Origin of the sequence: Achromobacter xylosoxidans, from assembly GCF_001457475.1 — a bacterium.
Taxonomy (GTDB): Bacteria; Pseudomonadota; Gammaproteobacteria; order Burkholderiales; family Burkholderiaceae_B; genus Achromobacter; species Achromobacter xylosoxidans.
In genome coordinates, this window is record NZ_LN831029.1 from 5,327,106 (window position 1) to 5,347,133 (window position 20,028).

Consider the following 20,028-nt stretch of genomic DNA (forward strand, 5'->3'; position numbering starts at 1 on the left):
CGTGGCCGGGATCAGGCACGGCCTCAGGCCCGCTTCTGTTGTTGGGCGTAGCCCTTGAGCACTTCCTCGCGCAGCACGGCCCAGATGGCCGCGTGCAGTTCGACGAAGCGCAGGTTGTTGCGCACCTCGGCCACGTCGCGCGGACGCGGCAGGTCGATGGCGAATTCGCCGATCGGATGCGTGCCCGGCCCGGCCGACAGCACCACCACGCGGTCGCTCATGGCGATGGCTTCATCCAGGTCATGGGTGATGAACAGCACCGCCTTGCGCTTGGCCATCCACAGGTCCAGGACCTCGTTTTCCATCAGCTGGCGCGTCTGGATGTCGAGCGCCGAGAACGGCTCGTCCATCAGGATGATGTCGGGATCGCGGATCAGCGTCTGCGCCAGCATGGCGCGCTTGCGCATGCCGCCGGACATCTGGTGCGGGTAACGGCTCTCGAAGCCGCCCAGGCCGACGCGACGCATCCAGTCGCGGCCGCGCTCGAGCGCCTCGGCGCGCGGCACGCCGGCGAAATCCAGCCCGGCCACCACGTTGTCGAGCGCGCTGCGCCAGGGCAGCAGCGCCTCGCCCTGGAACATGTAGCCGGCACGCGAATTGATGCCCGACAGCGGCTGGCCAAACACTTTGACCTGCCCCGACGACGGCGCCAGCAGGCCGGCGCTGACGTTGAGCAGGGTGGACTTGCCGCAGCCCGTCGGCCCCACCACCGACACGAACTCGCCCGGCGCGATGGCCAGGCTGGTGTCGCTGACGGCGGTGTAGCGCTGCGAGCGGTCGTCGCGGGAGACGAAGGTGCAGCTGATGTTTTCCAGCGAAAGCGCGGCTTCAGCCATTGGGGTACTTCTCGTTGGCGCGGCGCGCGAAGTCGTTGGTCCAGACCTTGGACGGATCGATCTTGGCGCCGTCGAAGTCCGCCTGGTAGGCGGCCAGGGCCTTGAGCGCGGTGGCGGCGCCGTCCTCGGGGATCAGGCCGTCGGGCGACAGGCCTTCGAGGCTCTTGCCGATGGCGGCCTTGTACACCGCGGGGTCGCCCAGCAGGTAGGTCTCGGGCACGACCTTGGCGATCTCGTCCGGGCCTGCCTTCTGGATCCACTTGTCGGCGCGCACCATGGCGTTGGTGAGCGCCTGCACGGTATTGGGATTTGCGTCGATGAACGCCTGCGGCGCATACAGGCAGCCCGCGGGCATGTTGCCGCCGAAGATGTCCTGCGTGTCCTTGAGCGTGCGGGTGTCGACGATGATCTGGATGTCGCCCGGCATTTCCAGCATCGACACCACCGGGTCGGTGTTGGAGATGGCGTCGATCTGGCCGCTGCGCAGCGCGGTCACCGCGCCGGCGCCGGCGCCCACGCCGATGATCGACACGTCCGAAGCCTTCAGGCCGTGCTTGGCCAGGAAGAAGCTGACCACCATGTTGGTGGACGAGCCCGGCGCGGTCACGCCGATCTTCTTGCCCTTGAGGTCGGCGGGGCCTTTGTAGTTGGGCAGGTTCTTCTTGGAGACGCCCACGCCGATCATCGGCGCGCGGCCCTGCAGCACGAAGGCGCGGTAGGCCTGGCCCTTCGATTGCATCGACAGCGTGTGCTCGAAGGCGCCCGAAACCACGTCGGCGCTGCCCCCCACCACGGCCTGCAGGGCCTTGGAACCGCCGGCGAAGTCGGCGATGGAGACGTCCAGGCCCTCGTCCTTGAAGTAACCGCGCGCCTCGGCGATGGACAGCGGCAGGTAGTAGATCAGGGGTTTGCCGCCCACGGCGATCTGGACCTTGGTCTTTTCCAGCTTCTGGGCGCGCACGATGGCGGGGGCCATGCCCATGACGCCGGCGGCGCCGGCCATCTTGAGCAGATCACGACGTGTGACTGACATGTGTTGTCTCCTTGGGTGCGGGGATACCGATAGCGCCGGTCTGCGCCAGCTTGCCGATAGCCGCTGAATCATACCCCAGCGATTTCAGGACTTCCTCGGTATGTTCCCCTAATGACGGACCGATCCAGCGGGTGCCGCCCGGGGTTTCCGAGAGCTTGGGCACCACCGCCGGCAGCTTGACCGGACTGCCGTCGGCGAAGTGGTGCTGTTCGATCATGCGGCGCGCCAGGAACTGCGGATCCGTGAACATGTCGGCCACGCTGTAGATCTTGCCGACCGGCACGTCGGCCGCCTTCAGGGTGTTGAGCGCCTCCTCGATGCCGCGGCCATCGCACCATTGCTGGATGGCGCCATCGATCTCGGCGACGCGGCGGGCGCGGCCGTCGTTGCGCACCAGGTCCGGATCCGAGGCCAGGTCGTCGCGGCCGATGGCCAGCATCAGGCGGTGGAAGATCGCATCGCCGTTGCCGGCGATGACGATGTTCTGGCCGTCGCGCGTGGTGTAGGTATTGGACGGCACGATGCCGGGCAACGCGCCGCCGGTGCGCTCGCGCACCACGCCGGCCACGTCGTACTCGGGCACCAGGCTTTCCATCATGTTGAAGACGGCCTCGTACAGGGCGACGTCGACCATCTGGCCCTGTCCCGCCTGGCACCCTTCGCCCTGCACGCCGTTCCAGCGGCCGCCGGTGGCGTCGCGGTGGCGTAGCGCCATCATCGCGCCGATCACGCCATGCAGCGCGGCGATCGAATCGCCGATCGAGATGCCGACCCGCAGCGGCGGGCGGTCCGGGTGGCCGGACACGTAGCGCAGGCCGCCCATCGATTCGCCGATGGCGCCGAAGCCCGGCTGGTCCTTCATCGGGCCGGTCTGGCCATAGCCGGACAGGCGCACCATGATCAGCGCCGGATTGATGGCGCGCAGCTGTTCATAGCCCAGGCCCCACTTCTCCAGCACGCCGGGACGGTAGTTCTCGACCACCACGTCTGCGTCCAGCGCCAGCCTGCGGGCGATTTCACGGGCCTCGGGATGCTTGAGGTTGAGCGCGATGGATTGCTTGTTGCGGGCCTGCACGGTCCACCACAGCGAATTGCCTTCGTGCAGGTGGCGCCAGCTGCGAATGGGGTCGCCGCCGCCGGTCCCGTCGGGGCCGTGCGGCGTTTCCACCTTGATGACGTCGGCGCCGAATTCGCCGAAGATGCGCGCGGCGAACGGGCCGGCGATGAGCGTGCCGAGTTCCAGGACCTTCAGGCCGGTCAGGGCTGACATGTTGGTTGTCTTCCTCTCGTGGAGGCCGCGCCGGCGCGGGCGGGCCGTTTTTCCAATGCCCGCCGGTACATTGCCGACGCGCTATTGTGGGGGCGTGTCAGGTAGTCTTGCGCTCCATCAGCGCCCAGGCGATGGTGCCGGCGTCCACGTATTCCAGTTCGCTGCCCGCCGGCACGCCGCGCGCCAGGCGCGTGACCCGCAGGCCGCGCTCGCCCAGGGCCTCGCCCAGGAAGTGCGCGGTGGTCTCGCCTTCGGCGGTGAAGTTGGTGGCCAGGATGACCTCCTGCACCACGCCGTCGGTGGCGCGGCGGATGACCCGGTCGAAATCGAGTTCGCGCGGGCCGATGCCCTCCAGCGGCGCCACCCGGCCCATCAGCACGTAGTACAAGCCGCGGTAGCCGTGGCTGGACTCGATCATGTTCTGGTCGGCCGGCGTCTCGACGATGCACAGCAGCGAGGGATCGCGCTTGGGATTGGCGCAGGTCGCGCACACATCCTCTTCGGCGAAGCTGTTGCAGCGCGAGCAGTGGCGCAGATCGCGCACCGCGCCCGCCAGCGCGCGTCCGAGCATGTCGGCGCCCTGGGGATCGTGCTGCAACAGGTGATAGGCCATGCGCCGCGCGGATCGGACGCCCACACCGGGCAGGCGCCGCAGCGCCTCGATCAGCGAGACCAGCGGTTCGGGTTCGGGCAGTAGAGGGTCCATGACACGACGGCAACTTGCGGACGGCAAAGGCCGCGCCGCCCGGGGCGGCGGCGGCCGGAACGTTCGATCAGAACGGCAGCTTCATGCCCGGGGGCAGCGGCATGCCGGCGGTGACGGACGCCATCTTTTCCTGCGAGGTGGCTTCGGCCTTGCGCAGCGCGTCGTTGAAGGCGGCGGCGACCAGGTCTTCCAGCATGTCCTTGTCGTCGGCGAGCAGCGACGGATCGATCTCGACGCGCTTGACGTCGTGGCGGCAGGTCATGGTGACCTTGACCAGGCCGCCGCCGGAGGCGCCTTCGACCTGGATCTCGGCCAGCGCGTCCTGCGCCTTCTTCATGTTTTCCTGCATCTGCTGCGCCTGGCGCATCAGGCCGGCCAGTTGTCCTTTCATCATGATGGAGCTTCCTTGAACGAGGGAATGTAGGGATTGCCGCCGCGTTACGCGCTACACGTCACGCGGCGGCGGAAGGGGGATCGACGTGGCGGATCGAACCGGCCACGACATGGGCGCCGAAGTCCGCCACCAGCGCCTGCACGAAGGGATCGACGGCGACCGCGTCCTCGGCGGCCTGCTGGCGCGCCGCGCGCTCGGCCTGGGCCACGGCGTGGGCCGTGGCTTCACCGACCGCGCCGACGTCCACGTCCAGCCGGATACCCTGGCCGAAGTGTTCGCACAGCACCGTCTGCAGGCGCACGCGGCTTTCGCTTTCGGCCAGCGTCTTGACGGCCACGCGCAGGATGATGGCATCGCCCTGCACGCCGGCCCATTCGCTCTGGCGCGCCAGTTCGGCGGCCAGGCCGGTGACCGGCAGGCGCGCCGCCAGTTCGGGCCAGGCGGCGGAGGTCATGTCAGCCAGGCGCGCGCGCGACTGGCGCTTGCGGGCCGGGGCCGGGCCTTCGCGCCGGGCCGGCGCCGCGGAAGGCGCGGGCGCGGACGATGGCGCGCTGGCCAGCGTTTCGAAATCGTCGTCGGGGTCGGACGTGAAGCCGCCGTCGGGCGCGAAGCCACCATCGGGTACGAAGCCACCTTCGGCCTCGAACGGGATTTCCTCGTCGACCCAGGACGGAGGGCCGTCGTCATCGGCGGCCGGCGCGACCGCGGCGGCCGCGGGCGTCACGGCCAGCGGGGCCGACTTGGCGGGCACCGGGGCCGCGGAGACGGCAGGAGTGTCCGTGGCGGGGGCATGCGGGGCGGGCGCTTGCGCGACGGCGGGAGCGGCGCTGGGCGATGCCGTCTTGGCCGGAGCGCCTGCGGCTGCGGCATTCGCGGGAGACGCCGGCTGGGCAGTGGCTGCGGCGGCGGCCTGGGCGGCATCCGCGGCGGCGGGAGCGTCTTCCCATGGCGGCACGCTGGCAGCGGCCGGCTGGGCGGGCGCGACAGGTGCGGCGGGCGCGGTGACAGGCGCCGCGGCCATCGGCGCAGGCGCGGCGGCCGGAACCGGCGCGACGTTCGCTTGCGGCGCGCTCACAGGCACGGATGGCGCGGGCGTCGCCGCCACGGGCGCCGGCGCGGGTGCCGCCGGTTGCGCCACCGGCGCGGGCCGTTCCACCGCAGAAGCGGTGGCGACCGGCGCTGCCTGCGGCGGCTGCGCGGCGGCCACGGCGGGTTCGGCTGTCTGGCGGGCCGGCGTGGCAGGCGCCTCGATGGCGGTCTGCGGACCGGCGTCACCGTTGAGCGCCAGCATGCGCAGGCAAGCCATGATGAAGCCGGCGTACTCGTCCGGCGCCAGCGTCAGTTCGCCGCGGCTGTGCACCGCCACAGAATAGAACAGTTGCACCGCGTCGGGATGCAGGGTCTGCGCCAGGCGGGCGATGTCGGCCACCAGCGGATCCTCGGCCGGCGTCACGCCGGACACGCGCTGCTCGATGGCGACGCGCGACAGCAGCACGGCCAGGTCGGCCAGCGCGCCGGCGTACGACAGGCCGCGCGTGGCCAGTTCGTCGGCCACCGCCAGCACGCCCTTGGCGTCGCCGGTGGACAGCGCATCCAGCAGGCGCACCAGGTGGCGCTGGTCGATGGTGCCGAGCATGCCGCGCACGGCGTCTTCGGTCAGGTTGCCGGCGCTGTAGGCGATGGCCTGGTCGGTCAGCGACAACGCATCGCGCATGGAACCCGACGCGGCCTGGCCGATCAGGCGCAGGGCCGGCACTTCGAAGCCGACCTGCTCTTCGCCCAGCACCGCCTGCAGGTGGCCCACGATGGAGTCGGCCGGCATCTGCTTCAGATTGAATTGCAGGCAGCGCGACAGCACCGTGACCGGGATCTTCTGCGGGTCGGTGGTGGCGAGGATGAATTTGACGTGCGGCGGCGGCTCTTCCAGCGTCTTGAGCATCGCGTTGAACGCGTGCCCGGTGAGCATGTGCACTTCGTCGATCATGTAGACCTTGAAGCGGCCCGCGCCCGGCGCGTAGACGGCCTGCTCCAGCAGCTGGGTCATTTCCTCGACGCCGCGGTTCGAGGCCGCGTCCAGTTCGAGATAGTCGACGAAACGGCCGGCATCGATCTCGGTGCAGGCGCGACAGACGCCGCAGGGCTTGGAGGTGATGCCGGTTTCGCAGTTGAGCGATTTGGCCAGGATGCGCGACAGCGTGGTCTTGCCGACGCCGCGGGTGCCGGTGAACAGCCAGGCGTGGTGCAGGCGCTGGGTGTCGAGCGCATGCGTCAGCGCGCGCACCACGTGATCCTGTCCCACGAGGGTATCGAACGATCGCGGCCGCCACTTGCGGGCCAGTACCAGATAAGTCATGGCGGGATTGTAGAGCCTTTGCAAGAGCCTATGCGATTGCCGGCAGGAAATGCAAAAGGGACGGAATCATCTTCCGGGGATATCCCCTTGGAAAACAACCCCGTCCCCTTTGAGAAACCGGTTGGCGAGCCTTACTCCGGCACTGACCCTAAACGACTATGGCTGCTTCGTTCCCGACCTGACCAGGTTCACCGTCGAACCATGCGAAGGGGCCCGCCAAGCAAGATTCTAGCAGAGCTTCGCGTTGCTCGCTCGGCTAGCCTCTTGCTTGGCGGGCCCCGAGGGGCTGTATGTGCGCCCCCTCCCCGGCCCTCCCCCCGAGGGGGAGGGAGGAAGACTTTGCTTCGCTTGTCTTGGGGGCTCGCTTCGCTTTGCCTTGCTTTGCCTTGCTTTACCCTGCTTTGCCTTGGCGGGGTTATAGGTCTATCAGGCTCGGGCGCTAGGGAAGCGGAGCTTCGCGTTGCTCGCTCGGCTAGCCTCTTGCTTGGCGGGCCCCGAGGAGCTGTATGTGCGCCCCCTCCCCGGCCCTCCCCCCGAGGGGGAGGGAGGAAGACTTTGCTTCGCTTGTCTTGGGGGCTCGCTTCGCTTTGCCTCACTTTTCCTTGGTTGCTTGCTTTGGATTTTTTCCTGAAGGCGAGGACGTTGCGGTGCTGGGTTCGTTTTGGTGAGGAGCTATAGGTCGATCCAGGCGCGGGCGCGGGGGAAGTAGAGGGCGGCGCGGGCTTTGCGGCCGTCCAGGGCGGTGACTTGGGCGCAGTAGCGCAGGAGTTGGTCGCCGTGGCGTTGGCGCATGCGTTGGGCGAAGGCGGCGGGGGATTCGTTGGGTTGGGGGCGGCCTGTTTTGTAGTCGACGATCAGCCAGCCGTCTTCGGTGCTCAGGGCCAAGTCGATGACGGAGACCTTGCCGGCGGCGTCGATGAGGGGCCATTCGCGGCGGGCGCCGGATTGGGACAGGAGCCAGAGGCCACGGTCGTCGGCGAGGGTGGACTGGAGGGTATCCAGGACGGCTTCGGCGGCGGTATCGGCCTGGCTGGCGGGGATGCCGGCGCGGGTCAGTTGGCGACGCATGGCGGGCAGGCGGTGGGCCAGGGCCTCGGCTGGCCAGGCGGCGATGCCGTCCTGGCCGATGCGGGCCAGCCAGGCGTGGGCCAGGGTGCCGATGGCGGCGTCGTAGCCGGATTCGAGTTGCCAGGCGGGATGCTCGGCGCTGTCGCCCCAGGCGCCGCGCGCGGCCGCGGCGAAGCCAGGGCTGATGGCGACATCGGCCTGGCGCGCCAGTTGCGCCAGGCCGTCGCGATGCACGCGGCGCAGGGGCTCGCCTTGCCATTCCGGGCCGTCGTCGCGGGGTTCGGCGCCATCGCCGTCCGTCGCGGGCGGCACGGGTGTTGTCAGGCAGGGCCAGAGGCGGCCCAGCAGGCTGGCGGAGGACGGTGTCTTGGCCTGGCCGGTGGCTTCGTCGATGGCGACGTGGCCAACCAGATGCAGGCGCTTGCGGGCGCGGGTCGCGGCCACGTACAGCAGGCGGTCGATTTCGTAGGAAGCGCGGCGCGCCTCGCGCGCGCCGAGGTAGCGCGACACGGGGTCGGCCTCGGTCTCGGCGCGCGGCTTGACCGGGCCGAACAGCACCCGCCCGCCGCTTTGCTCGAAGCGCACCAGCGGCGGCTGGTCGCCGCGCGGGGCGCGATGCAGGCCGTAAAGGATGACGGTTTCGAACTGCAGGCCCTTGGACTTGTGCATGGTCATGATCTCGACGGCAGCCTCTTCGTCGGCCGCATCGGGCGCCGCGAACAGCCGCGCGATGCCGGCGTCCAGCGCGGCCGGATCGATGGCGCCGTGCGGCGCCAGGCGCTCGACCAGCTGGAACAGGCTTTCGGCATCATTGGCCACCGACGGCCCGCTGTAGAGCGCGGGACCGCCCAGGCGGCGCCACAGCGTCTCGATCCAGGCCGCGAATGGCATGGCGCCCGAGGCGTTGCGCGAGTCCAGCAGCACCGCCGCCACCTGCCGCAGGCGGGCGTATTCATCGGGATGCAGCAAAGCCTCGGCCGAAAGCCGCGCGCCGGCATCGTCCGGCGGCAACGCCGCGCCTGTTTGCCGGGTCGTCCCGGCCGGATCGCCAGGCGGCGCGGCGTCATCGAACAACGCCCCCTGCGCCGGATTCTCGGTGTCGTCGAACAGCGAGCCCTGCCGCGACGCGGCTGGGACCGTGGCCGAGACGGCCCGCACCGGCGGGGTGTCGGCGGGCCGGGCCGGCGCGGGGCGCAACAACCGCTCCAGCAGCACCGGCACCGGCGTGACGTGGTCGGCGCCGAACAGGCGCTGCAACGATTCCAGCGTCAGGCCGCAGAACGGCGCCCGCAGCACCGACAGCCAGGCCAGCCGGTCGCCCGGGTGGGACAGCGCCCGCACCAACTGCACCAGGTCCGCCACCACCGGCCGCAACGCCAGCGGCACCAGGTCCACCGCGCGGCAGCGGATGCCCTCCTGCGCCAGCCGGCGCGTGAGGTTGCCAAGGTGGCTGCGGGCCCGCACCAGGATGGCGACCGGATGCTTGCTGCCCGCGTGGTCCGCCAACGCCTGGCGCACCAGGCCGACCGCGATATTCTCGGCCTGCTCCTCCGCCGGAACGCCGCCGCCGCGCGACCAGGCGGGATGAAAGCGCACCGCCGGATCCGGCAGGGTCTCGTGGAACGCGCTGGACGGGCTGTACTTGATGGCGCCCGCGGCGGCGTCGCTGCGCTTGGGCAGCAATTGCGCGAACGATTCGTTGACCCAGTCGACGATGCCCGCCTGCGAACGGAAATTGTCGGTGAGGTTGAGAAAGCCGGGCTGGAGTTCCCCCACGCCCCGCTGCGCCACTTCCAGGAACAGGCCCACTTCCGCCTTGCGGAAACGGTAGATCGACTGCATCGGGTCGCCCACCAGGAACAACGTGCGGCCATCTCCCGCCTGCCAGCCGGAGGTCAACGTTTTCAACAGATCCAGCTGCGTCTGGCTGGTGTCCTGGAATTCGTCGATCAGCAGATGGCGGATGGACGCATCCAGCTTGAGCAGCAGTTCGCCGGGATCGTCGGCGCTGCCCAGCGCCGCGGCGGCGCGTTGCGAGATCTCGATGAAATCGACCTCGCCGGTATCGGCGAAGCGCAGCCGCAGCTGCGCCACGGCCAGCGCCAGCGTCATCAGCTGCGCGCCCAGCACTTCCCACTGGGCATCGCTCAATCGCGGCGCGGGGATATCGCGCACGGCAGCCAGGCGCCGCACCCACGGGGCGTCGCCATCGGCGCTCTCGAGCCAGGCGACGAAGGGTTCCTTATGCGCGCACTTGGCGGGAAAGCCCAGGTTCTTGTTGACGGTCTTGCGCAGCGACCCGGTGCCGGTCAGCAGCAGATGGGCCACGGCGCGCCACTGGTCCAGCGCCTCGGCGTCGGCCGGCAGTTCGTCGGTCCAGTCGCGCAGCGGCGCCAGCCGGTCGTCTTCGCCGCCGTCCTGCAACTGGGCCGCGGCCAGCCGCGCGGGACCGCACAGCGCTTCGGCCCAGCCAAGCGGCATGGCCTCGCACAGCGCGTCCAGGTCCTCGCCGATGGCTTCGGCCAGCGTTTCTTCCAGGGCCTCGCGGTCGGAGCCGTGGCGCAGCAGCGGCAGCCACTGGTCGCGCTGGCCGAGCATGTCGGCGATGGCGTCCTTGGCGGCCTGCACGTCCACGTCCATGTGCTGCAACAGGATGCGCACCGCGTCGTAGTCGTCCGCCAGGTCGAGCGTGGCGCGGGCCGCGGCCTCGTAATGCGCTCGCGCGTCGTCGGTGATCTCGGGCATGCCGCCCAGTTCGGACAGCCACGGCATGCTGCGCACCAGGCCGGCGCAGAACGAGTCGATGGTACGGATGGCCAGGCGCGCGGGGTGGTCCAGCAGATGCCACTGCTGCGCGTCGTTGCGCGCCAGCGCGGCGCGCGCCAGGTCCCAGCTGCGGCGTTCGTGCGCGGCCTCGGGCGGCGCGTCCAGCCCGCGGCGCAGCTTGCTGAGCACGCGCGCATGCATCTCGGACGCGGCCTTGCGCGTGAAGGTGATGGCGACGATTTCCTCGGGGCGGTTGACGGTGGCCAGCAGCGCCAGGATGCGGTCGGTCAGCAGCTCGGTCTTGCCGGAGCCGGCGGGAGCCTGCACCAGGAACGAGCGGGCAGGGTCCAGCGCGGCCGCGCGGGCGGCGTGGTCCTGGGGCTGGCGTTCGACATCGGCCATGGCTCAGGCGTCCTCATCGTCCAGGTGCAAGCGCAGGAACGGCAGCGCATCGCAGTATTTCAGGTCGTCGCGGCGATAGGCGACGTTGGCGGCGTAGCCCGCCACGTATTCATCGGCCAGCGACTCGATCGCGGCGCGCCAGCGCTGGCGGATCTCGGGCCAGGACAAGCCATCGAAATACTTGCTCTCGGCGGCCAGCGTCACGCCTTCCATGCCCAGGTCTTCGTCGGCCAGTCCCTGCGCGGCCACTTGGCGCGCGTGGATCTGGGCCAGCACCAGGCCGGCCACCTCGCCGCCGGCGGCATCGGCCAGCACCGAGGCATAGAACGGCAGTTGCACGTTGACGGGGCGGCTGCGCGACCAATCCGGCTCGGGCTTGGCGGCGGCCACCCCGGTCTTGTAGTCGACGATGACGTTGCGGCCATCGGCCAGCGTATCGATGCGGTCCAGCCGCAGCTTCAGGTGCAGCGCGCCATGGCGCCATTGGTGGTTTTTCTCGACCTGCGCCACCGCGAACGGCAGGCGTTGCGCCTCCATGTCGAGCCACGCCGCCAGCACCGTCCTGGCGCGCGCGCATTCCAGCGCCTTCAGGGCCGGCGCGTATTCCTGGAGTTCCTCGTCCGCCGCCTGCGCCACCGCCTGTTCCAGCAGCGCCGGCAGGCGCCCCGCTGCCAGCGTTTCGTGCAGGGCCTCCTGGTCGGGCAGCATGCCCCACACCAGCTCGAGCGCCTTGTGCAGGAACTGGCCGCGCACGTTCACCGTGGCCGCGTCGGCATAGGGCGCCAGCTCGCGCCCGCCCAGCCGATGCCGCACGAAGGCCCACAAGGGGTTGCGCGCCTGCGTGTCGAGCACGTCCAGGCCGCCGCCGCCGCGGTCATCGGCCGCCAGCGGCGGTCCGCGCATATCGTCCAGCGATTCCTGCGGCAGGGCGGCCACGGCCGCGACCGGCGCCGGCCGCCAGTCGGTGGGGGCAGCAGCGGCGATCAGCGGCGACGGCCGCAGTTCGCGTTCGCCGTCCATGTGCGCATGGCTGACGATCACCTGCGGCGCGCAACGGCACAACGCCGCGTAGATGCCCTCGGCCCATTCGCGTTCGCGTTCGGGCGTGGCGCGCGGCGCCTTGGCCTGGCGCAGCACCGCCAGGGGCAGCAACGGATTCGGCTTGGGCGAGGCAGGCAGCACGTCGTCGGTCAGGCCCAGTATCCAGATACCGTCCCAGAAGCCGCCTTCGGCTTCCAGCAGGCCCAGCACGTCGAGCCGCGCCGAGGGATCGCGCTGCGGCTGGAACGAAGCCGAGCGCGCCACGCTCTGCAGCAGATTGACCGCCGCCACGCCGCCCAGCTTGCCGGCGGCGGGCGCCAGCGCGGAGAAACCGCCCAGGGCTTCCCCCAGCGCCCCCAGCGCCTGGTAGCCGACACTGTCCAGCACGCCTTCGCCGGGAAAGCCCAGCGCCGTCAGCGCCGCTTTCATGCGCAGCATCCAGACGTCGCAAGACGCGCGGGCGCCACCGCGCGTCCAGATTTCCATGGCCTGGTCCCAGGCCTGCGCCAACGGCGGCAAGGCCGCCAGTTGCTTGCGCCACTCGGCCGCGCCGACATGGACCTGCCCGCGACGACGCCAGCGCGCGTCGATGGCGGCCAGGCGCGCGCGTTCGCTGACGTCGCCCGCGCAGTGCCCCGCCAGCAGGGCCGCGCCCAGCACCTCGACGGCGCAGCCCTTGCCGGCCGCGCATTCGGCCAGCGCCCGCAGCCAGGCCAGCGCCGCGCGCGCCATCGGCCATTCGTCGAGCGGGCGGCCCACGGCCACGTTGAAGGCGAATGCCGGCGCGCCATCGCGGCCGGCCAGCGCCTGGCTCAGGATGCGGCGCGCGAACGGCGACTCGGCCTCGAGCTGCGGCGAAACGATGGCGTAGCGGCCGGTGGGATGCTGCGCCAGCTGGCCCGCGGCCCATTCGGCCGCCGCGCGCCATTCGGCGCCGTGGTCGGCCGCCTCGAAGCGCCGCGGCGTGGCCGGCGCCCGCTGGGTATCGCGCCATTGCGCGATCAGGCAGCCCTGGTCTTCGAAGGCGCGCAGCAGGCGCCGGAAACGCGGCGACAGATCGGTGAAGCCGGCCAGCACCAGCTGCCCGGGAACGGCCAGCCGGCCGTCTTCGAGCGCCCGCAACACCCGCGCATAACCCTGGTTCGCGTCTTCGGCGTCGATGGCGGCCAGCGCCTTGCGGTAGCGCTGGCGCCAGCGGGCGAAGCCGCGGTACTCATCGGTATCGGCGCCGGACGGCACCTGCAGTGTCCATTCGTCCATCAGCAGGTCGGCGTCCATCGACAGGCGGGCGGCCTGGCTGGCGTCGAGCAGCACGCGCTCGGCTTCTTCGGCGCGGATGGCCTCGGTCCAGACCAGCTGCGTGGCGAAGCTGTCGAGGCGATAGGCCGGCACGTCCTCGTCGTCCTCGAACGCCAGTTCGTTGGCGGACTCGGCCAGCCAGGCGGACAGGGGCAGGATGCGCGGCAGTTCGCTGACCTGGCGTTCCTGGCGCAACAGCCCGGCCAGCTCGAGCGTGAGCCGGCGCGACAGGCGGTTGTTGACCGTCAGCACCAGCAGGTCGGCGGCGGGCATGGCGCCGATTTCGGGCAGGCTGAGGTCAGGATGGGAAAGCGGGTCGTCCTGCATGGAAAGGCGAAGAATCGTTCACCGCCGTAGGATACCGCGAGGCCGCCGCGCCAGCGCGGCTAAAAACCGCACAGCGAAGCCAGGCTTTCCCAGTGGATCTGCATCTCGGGCGTGGTGTAGCCCCAGAAGGCCAGGCCCAGCACCAGCGCCAGTGCCGTCCAGCCCAGCAGCCGCCAGCCGCGATGGCGGCGGGCGGGCGTGGGAGCAGGCCGGGCGTTCATGGCGGGTTGCGACCTGTCAGGCTGCGGCCGGCTGCGCCAGCGGCTGTTCGCGCACCGGCAGGCACAGCAAGGCCGCGGCCACCGCCAGCGCCACGCCGAGCCACCAGACCAGGTCGTAGTTGCCGGTCTTGGCATAGGCGTAGCCGCCCAGCCAGACACCGATGAAGCTGCCGACCTGGTGCCCCAGGAAGACGATGCCGGACAGGGTCGCCGCATAGCGCAGGCCATAGATCTGGCCGATCAGCCCCTGCGTCAGCGGCACGGTGCCGAGCCAGAACAGCCCCATCCAGGCCGCGAACGCATACAGCACCCACGGCGACAGGGGCATCCACAGCAGCAGCAGGATGCCGAATGCGCGCATGCCGTAGACCACCGCGAGCAGCCGCTTCTTGCTGTACTTGCCGCCCAGCTTGCCGGCGTAGAACGACCCCAGCACGTTGAACAGCCCGATGAGCGCGATCGCGGTGGCGCCCTGCCCCGGCGTCAGGCCGCCGTCGGTGACGTAGGCCGGCAGGTGCAGCGTGATGAAGGCCGTGTGGAAGCCACAGACGAAATAGCTCCAGAACAGGAAGTGGAACGACGGGTGCCGCACCGCCTGGCGCACCGCCGCCGCCAGCGACTGCTGCGGCCCGCCGTGGGCCTGCGGCCGGCCGCGCAGGAAATAGGCCAGCGGCGCGGCGCATGCCACGAACAGCGACAACGCCCACAGCGCGCCCGGCCAGTCCAGGCCGGTGATCAGCGCCTGGCCGGTCGGCACCACGGCGAACTGGCCGAGCGAGCCGCCGGCGCTGGCAATGCCCATGGCCGTGCTGCGGTAGGCCGGCGGCACCACGCGCGCCACCACCGGCAGGATCACGGGGAACGTCGTGCCGGCCTGCCCCAGGCCGACCAGCACGCCGGCGCTCAGGTACAGCGTGGTTTCGTCCGTGGCAAAGCGCGTGCCGATCATGCCCAGCATGTACAGCACCGCGCCCAGCGCGATGGTGCGGCCGGAGCCATGGCGGTCGGCCAGAATGCCCATGAAGATGCAGGCCACGCCCCACACCAGGTTCTGCAGCGCGAAGGCCATGGAAAACACATCGCGGCCCCACCCGTGGGCCAGGCCCATGGGCTGCATGAACAGGCCAAAGGTGGCGCGCACGCCCATGGCAAGCAGCACCACCAGGGTACCCAGGATGATGGTGCGCACGTAACGCGTATCGGTAGTGCTGGACATGATTGTTCTTATTGATGGGGAAAGGCGCCCCCTCCTCGGGACGGCCGGGCCTTGGGCCAGACGCGCACATCATAAACAAATAACCTGGCGCGACCGGCAATACCCGCGTCGGCGCATCGCGCATGGCGTGCTCGCCGCGCCCGCTGGCGTGCCACGCAAAATATAGTTGATTTTATCAACCATATATTCCAGAATGGGTTTTTCCCTCTTCTGATCAGCCATGACTCTGCAAACCCCGCTGACCCGCCTGTTGGGCACGCGCTATCCCATCATCCAGGGCGGCATGAGCTGGGCCTCGTCGAACGCGGCGCTGGCGCTGGCGGTGTCGCGCGCCGGCGGGCTCGGCGTGATCGCCGCCGGCCCGATGTACCCCGAGGCGCTGCTGGCCGCCATCCGCGAGGTCCGCGCCGGCACCGACGCGCCTTACGCGGTCAACATCCCGCTCTACAACAAGCGCGCGCAGGAACACATGGACATCGCGCTGGCCGAAGGCGTGCCGGTCATCATCGCCTCGCAGGGCGGGCCGCAGAAGCACATCGGCCGCGCGCGCGAGGCGGGCGTCAAATGGCTGCAGGTCATCGCCAGCCCCGAGCATGCCGCCAAGGCCGAAGCGGCCGGCGTGGACGCGGTGATCGCCGTCGGCCTGGAGGCCGGCGGCCATCCCGGCCCCGATGAAATCGGCCTGCAAGTGCTGCTGCGCTCGGTGGCGCGGCGCGTGTCGGTGCCGGTGGTGGCGGCTGGCGGCATCGCCGACGGCGCCGGCATCGCGGCCGCGCTGTGCCTGGGCGCCGCGGGCGCGCAACTGGGCACCCGGTTCCTGCTGACGCCCGAGGCCGGCGTGTGCGATGCCTACAAGGACGCGGTGCTGGCGGCCGGCGTGGCCGACACCACGCTGGTGGGGCGCGGCCGCTCGCCGGTGCGCATGCTGCGCAACGCCTTCGCCCGCGACTACCTTGCGGCCGAGCGCGGCGGCGACGAGGCCATGCTGGAGACGATGTTCGCCGGCAGTTCCCTCAAGCAGGCAGCCTTCGACGGCGACGTGCAGGGCGGCAAGGTCGAGGCCGGCCAGAGCGCCGGATTGATCGACAGCCTGCAGCCGGCCGGCGCCGTGATGGAGCAACTGGTGGCGGAAACGCGCGACGCGCTCAGGCGCGTGGCGGCGCTGGCGGGTTGACGGCGAAGCGCCGCCGTCGGTCGGCGCGGGACATCCGACGCCGGCTCAACGCCGGCGCAGCCTGGGCGTTGTCTTTCAGGCACTCGCTTCCCAAGGGTTCACGAGGCGGACCCCGCAACCGGAAAAATCGGACACGTTTCGCGTAACGAGCGTCATCCCGTGCACCAGCGCGGTAGCCGCGATGAAGGCATCCCGTTCCGGACGCAGATCCGGCACATGCAACCTGGCGCAACGCAACGACACGGCCGCATCGAGCGGCAGCGTCCGGTTGGAGAATTCCGGCAGGACGCGATCGCGCATCCAGGCCCGCAGGCGCGCGCCCTGGTCGGCATCCCGCCGCTCCATGCGCAGGATGCCGATTTCGATTTCCATGAGCGTGATCGCCGAAACGTAGAAGTTCACCGCGTCCTCGTTCGAGAACCAGGCGATCACGTTCCTGTCCGCCTTGCCGTCGCCGGCTTTGCGCAGCTCGGACAGCACATTGGTATCCAGCAGGAACATCAGTCGACGTCCGCGGGACGGGGCAGCTCGCGTGAGCGCGGGGCATCGAGATCGATGCCGGCAAGGCCCGGCATCGACAATGCGCTGACGAGATTTCGTTTTTGGCCGACCAGGCGCCAGTATTCCTCGATGCCGAGCAGGACGTGGGATGGCTTGCCGCGGTCCGTGATGAACACCGGGCCATGCAGGGCCGCCTTCTTGGCGCGGGTCACGTCCTGATTGAGTTCCCGGCTGGACAGTGTGGTGATAGACATGATGCATCCCCTGATCCTCACAAATAACGTAGTAACGTTACTACATAGAAAGCAATGAAACAACCCCGGCAGCCAGGGCCACCGGGAGATTTTCCCGCTCATCAGGATCCGACCAGGGCGGCAAACCGTCATTCCGGCCGCCGGAACCGTCCTATTTCTTCATCAACCCCGCCGCCTGCACCAGCTTGCGCATGGTGGCCTGGTCCTTCTCGACGAAGGCGGTGGCCTCCGCCGGCGTCATGTTCCACAGATCCACCCCTTGCGCCTGCATCAGCTTGCTGTATTCAGGATCGGCGTTGATCTTGGCCACCGCATCGTTCAGACGCTGGAGGATTTCCGGCGGCGTGCCCTTGGGCGCGGCCAGGCTGTACCAGGACGCCGACTCCGCGCCCTTCACCCCGGATTCGGCCAGGGTCGGCACATCCGGCAACAACGGCGAGCGCTGGCCGTTGGCGTAGGCCAGCGCCTTGAGCCGGCCGCTACGGATGAACTGCAGGCTGGCGGCCAGGTTCAGCACCGCCATATCCACCTGGCCGCCCACCAGGTCATTGATGGCGGGCGCCGCGCCGCTGTAGGGGATGTGGACGATGTCCACGCCGGCGCGTTCGCGGAACAGTTCGGCGCCCAGGTGCGGCGAGCTGCCCGGCCCGGCCGAGGCATAGTTGATGCGGCCCGGTTCCTTGCGCGCCATCACGATCAATTGTTCGACGCTGTCGGCCTTGAGCGTGGGCCGCACCACCAGCATGTTGGGCTGGTTGGCGACGATCGAGACGAAGGCGAAGTCCTTGATGCCGTCGTACGGCGTCTGCTGCATCAGCGGCGTCACCACGTGGGCGGCCGACGTGCCGAGCAACAGCGTGTAGCCGTCCGGCTTGGCCCGCGCCACGAAGTTGGCGCCGATGGCCGCGCCGCCGCCGGCCTTGTTCTCGACGATGATGGTCTTGCCCAACTGCTTTTCCAGCTCGCGCGCCAGCGCCCGCCCCAGCACGTCGGCGGGACCGCCGGCGGCATACGGGTTGACCAGCGTGATCGGCTGCGAGGGATAGGAATCGGCGGCGACGACAGGGGCGCACAACGCGCCCGCCACCGCCACGCCGCACAGCAGGCGCTTCAGAGTCTTCATGGTTTGTCTCCTGGGATATTTGTGTTTTATGCGTGGTGCGGGGAAAGGCCCCGGGGCTCATGGCCCCGATGGCTAGATCGCGCCCTGCGCGCGTAACGCCTCGATCTGCGCCGGCGACAGGCCCAGCCGGCCCGCCAGCACGCTGTCGGTGTGCTCGCCCAGCAAGGGCGGACGCTCCAGCCGCGGATCGTCGAAACCATCGAACTTGAACGGCACCGGCACCGCGCCGAAGCGGCCGATGGCAGGATGCTCGTAGCTGGCCACCATGCCGCGCGCCAGCACGTGCTCGTTGTGCAGGATTTCCTCGACGTCCAGGATCGGGCCGGCCGGCACGCCGCGCGCATCGCAGCGGCGACACAGTTCGTCGCGCGTCAGCCGCGCGGCGGCCGCCGACAGGCCGGCCATGACTTCGTCGCGGCGCGCCACGCGCACGGCGTTGCGCGCCAGCTCCGGATCGTCGGCCCATTGCGGCAGGTCGAGCGCCTCGCACAGCGGCTTCCAGTGCTGATCGCTGCCAGTTATCTGCACCCAGCGTCCGTCGCCGCACTCGAAGGCGGCGGACGGCACCCGGCCGGGATGTTCGGTGCCCAGCCGCGGCGGCACCTCACCCAGCGCGAAGTAACGCGCGGCCGCCAGCGACAGCAGGCCGACCTGGCCGTCCAGCATGGAGAAGTCGATGTGGCAGCCCTGCCCCGAACGCGCCCGCCCCACCAGCGCCGACAGGATGCCGATGGCTGCCCACAGGCCCGAGGTCAGGTCGCTCACCGGCAGGCCCGGCTTGACCGGGCCGCCGCCGCGCTCGCCGGTCAGGCTCATGATGCCGCCCATGGCCTGGAATACGGTGTCATAGCCTTTGCGCGGCGCGTACGGCCCGGTCATGCCGAAGCCGGTGCACGAGAAATAGATCAGGCCGGGGTTGTCCGGCGCGATGTGCTCGCGGTCCAGCCCGTATTTGGCGAGCGTGCCGACCGGGAAGTTCTCGACCACCACGTCGCAGGTCTGCGCCAGGCGCCGGATCAGCGCCTGCCCTTCGGGGTGGCGGAAGTTCACCGTGACCGATTGCTTGCTGCGGTTGAAGGCCAGGTAATAGGCCGACTCGGTGCCGCCTTCGCCGCGCACCTTGGGCTCGAAGCCGCGCGTCTCATCGCCGCCGCCGGGCTGTTCGACCTTGATCACGTCGGCGCCCAGCTCGGCCAGGATCATCGAGGCGAACGGGCACGCCAGCACGCGCGACAGGTCCAGGATGGTGACGCCTTCGAGCGGCCTCATCGCGCCGCTCCCTGGCGAAAGCCGCGCATGATGACGTTGGCGTCGCGGCCCACGCCCAGCGCCTCGGCCAGCCCCAGGTCGGCCGCGCGATGGAAGGCGCGCTTGGTCAGGCCCATGGCGGCCGGCTCCCAGCCAGCCAGGCGTTGCGCCATCGCCAATGCCTGGTCCAGCACCTGCGCGGCGGGCGCGACGCGGTTGGCGATGCCCAGCTGCAGCGCGCGGGCGCCGTCGATGGGCTCGGCCATCGCCACCAGCTCGAAGGCATGCTTGCGGCCCACCTGCCGCACCAGGTTGGCCATGACCACCGCGGCCACGATGCCGTGGCGCAGTTCCGGATAGCCGAAGCGCACGTCCTCGGCCATCACGGTCAGGTCAGACGCCAGCGCCAGGCCGGCGCCGCCGCCGAGCGCATTGCCATGGACCGCGCCGATCACCGGCTTGACCATGCGCGAGAACACCAAGTGCAGATCGGTAGTGAGGTCGGCGCGGCGCAGCACCGCGTCGGGCTGTTCCGGCGTCAGGGCCGAGAACTCGCCGGTGTCGGCGCCGGCGCAGAACGACTTGCCGTTGCCCGCCAGCACCACCGCGCGCACCGCGTCGTCGCGGTCCGCCTGGCGCAAGGCCTCCAGCAGCGCCGTGGTCAACGCGGTGTTCAGGGCGTTGTGCTTTTCCGGACGGTTCAGGCGCAGCAGCCGCACCACGCCCAGGTCTTCAATGATCAATTCCGACATCACGGATATCCTCTTCCAATGGCGACAAGCAAAGTGATTGATTA

General features: G+C 70.1%; 16 protein-coding genes and 1 other RNA gene. 1 reads left to right on the top strand and 16 read right to left on the bottom strand.

Features of this window, described 5'->3' with window-relative positions; translation table 11 throughout:
* Positions 1–23 precede the first annotated feature (23 nt).
* From AT699_RS23965 to AT699_RS24005, 11 genes are all read right to left on the bottom strand, one after another.
* Entirely contained in the window at positions 24–836 is an 813-nt protein-coding gene (locus AT699_RS23965; RefSeq protein WP_020926771.1) for an ABC transporter ATP-binding protein, read from the bottom strand.
* On the bottom strand, positions 829–1,869 hold the full coding sequence (locus tag AT699_RS23970; RefSeq protein ID WP_020926770.1) for an ABC transporter substrate-binding protein: 1,041 nt from the start codon (positions 1,867–1,869) through the stop codon (positions 829–831). The genes AT699_RS23965 and AT699_RS23970 overlap by 8 nt, the downstream gene beginning before the upstream one ends.
* A complete protein-coding gene (locus AT699_RS23975; protein ID WP_024070103.1) occupies positions 1,850–3,139 on the bottom strand; it encodes a CaiB/BaiF CoA transferase family protein in 1,290 nt (429 codons plus the stop codon). Before AT699_RS23975 ends, AT699_RS23970 begins: the two co-directional genes overlap by 20 nt.
* A gap of 97 nt (positions 3,140–3,236) precedes the next feature.
* Positions 3,237–3,845, bottom strand: coding sequence for a recombination mediator RecR (gene recR, locus AT699_RS23980; RefSeq protein ID WP_006385499.1), 609 nt, complete (start codon positions 3,843–3,845; stop codon positions 3,237–3,239).
* A 67-nt stretch (positions 3,846–3,912) separates the two neighbouring features.
* Positions 3,913–4,239: a YbaB/EbfC family nucleoid-associated protein gene (locus AT699_RS23985; RefSeq protein ID WP_006385500.1), complete on the bottom strand. Its 327-nt coding sequence runs from the start codon at positions 4,237–4,239 to the stop codon at positions 3,913–3,915.
* 58 nt (positions 4,240–4,297) lie between these two features.
* Entirely contained in the window at positions 4,298–6,592 is a 2,295-nt protein-coding gene (gene dnaX, locus AT699_RS23990; protein ID WP_024070104.1) for a DNA polymerase III subunit gamma/tau, read from the bottom strand.
* A gap of 120 nt (positions 6,593–6,712) precedes the next feature.
* Positions 6,713–6,810, bottom strand: an RNA gene (gene ffs, locus AT699_RS31220) — signal recognition particle sRNA small type.
* 454 nt (positions 6,811–7,264) lie between these two features.
* Positions 7,265–10,828, bottom strand: coding sequence for a UvrD-helicase domain-containing protein (locus AT699_RS23995; RefSeq protein ID WP_024070106.1), 3,564 nt, complete (start codon positions 10,826–10,828; stop codon positions 7,265–7,267).
* Positions 10,829–10,831: 3 nt separating this feature from the next.
* Complete coding sequence (locus AT699_RS24000) at positions 10,832–13,495, bottom strand: PD-(D/E)XK nuclease family protein (protein WP_024070107.1); 2,664 nt, start codon at positions 13,493–13,495, stop codon at positions 10,832–10,834.
* 59 nt (positions 13,496–13,554) lie between these two features.
* On the bottom strand, positions 13,555–13,716 hold the full coding sequence (locus tag AT699_RS32015) for a hypothetical protein (RefSeq protein WP_024070108.1): 162 nt from the start codon (positions 13,714–13,716) through the stop codon (positions 13,555–13,557).
* A 16-nt stretch (positions 13,717–13,732) separates the two neighbouring features.
* Positions 13,733–14,932: an MFS transporter gene (locus AT699_RS24005; protein ID WP_006385507.1), complete on the bottom strand. Its 1,200-nt coding sequence runs from the start codon at positions 14,930–14,932 to the stop codon at positions 13,733–13,735.
* Between the two features lie 220 nt (positions 14,933–15,152).
* Between AT699_RS24005 and AT699_RS24010 the strand changes: the two genes are divergently transcribed.
* Entirely contained in the window at positions 15,153–16,106 is a 954-nt protein-coding gene (locus tag AT699_RS24010; RefSeq protein WP_024070109.1) for an NAD(P)H-dependent flavin oxidoreductase, read from the top strand.
* 75 nt (positions 16,107–16,181) lie between these two features.
* Here the strand turns inward: AT699_RS24010 and AT699_RS24015 are convergent, their stop codons facing one another.
* From AT699_RS24015 to AT699_RS24035, 5 genes are all read right to left on the bottom strand, one after another.
* Positions 16,182–16,610: a type II toxin-antitoxin system VapC family toxin gene (locus tag AT699_RS24015; protein WP_035181958.1), complete on the bottom strand. Its 429-nt coding sequence runs from the start codon at positions 16,608–16,610 to the stop codon at positions 16,182–16,184.
* Positions 16,607–16,861 (bottom strand): type II toxin-antitoxin system prevent-host-death family antitoxin, encoded by a 255-nt coding sequence (locus tag AT699_RS24020; RefSeq protein ID WP_006385511.1) that lies wholly within the window; start codon positions 16,859–16,861, stop codon positions 16,607–16,609. Before AT699_RS24020 ends, AT699_RS24015 begins: the two co-directional genes overlap by 4 nt.
* Positions 16,862–17,012: 151 nt before the next feature.
* Positions 17,013–17,984, bottom strand: coding sequence for a Bug family tripartite tricarboxylate transporter substrate binding protein (locus AT699_RS24025; protein ID WP_024070110.1), 972 nt, complete (start codon positions 17,982–17,984; stop codon positions 17,013–17,015).
* A gap of 72 nt (positions 17,985–18,056) precedes the next feature.
* Positions 18,057–19,253, bottom strand: a complete 1,197-nt coding sequence (locus tag AT699_RS24030) for a CaiB/BaiF CoA transferase family protein (RefSeq protein ID WP_024070111.1) — start codon at positions 19,251–19,253, stop codon at positions 18,057–18,059.
* Positions 19,250–19,984, bottom strand: a complete 735-nt coding sequence (locus tag AT699_RS24035) for an enoyl-CoA hydratase/isomerase family protein (protein WP_058207472.1) — start codon at positions 19,982–19,984, stop codon at positions 19,250–19,252. Before AT699_RS24035 ends, AT699_RS24030 begins: the two co-directional genes overlap by 4 nt.
* Between the last annotated feature and the right edge of the window lie 44 nt (positions 19,985–20,028).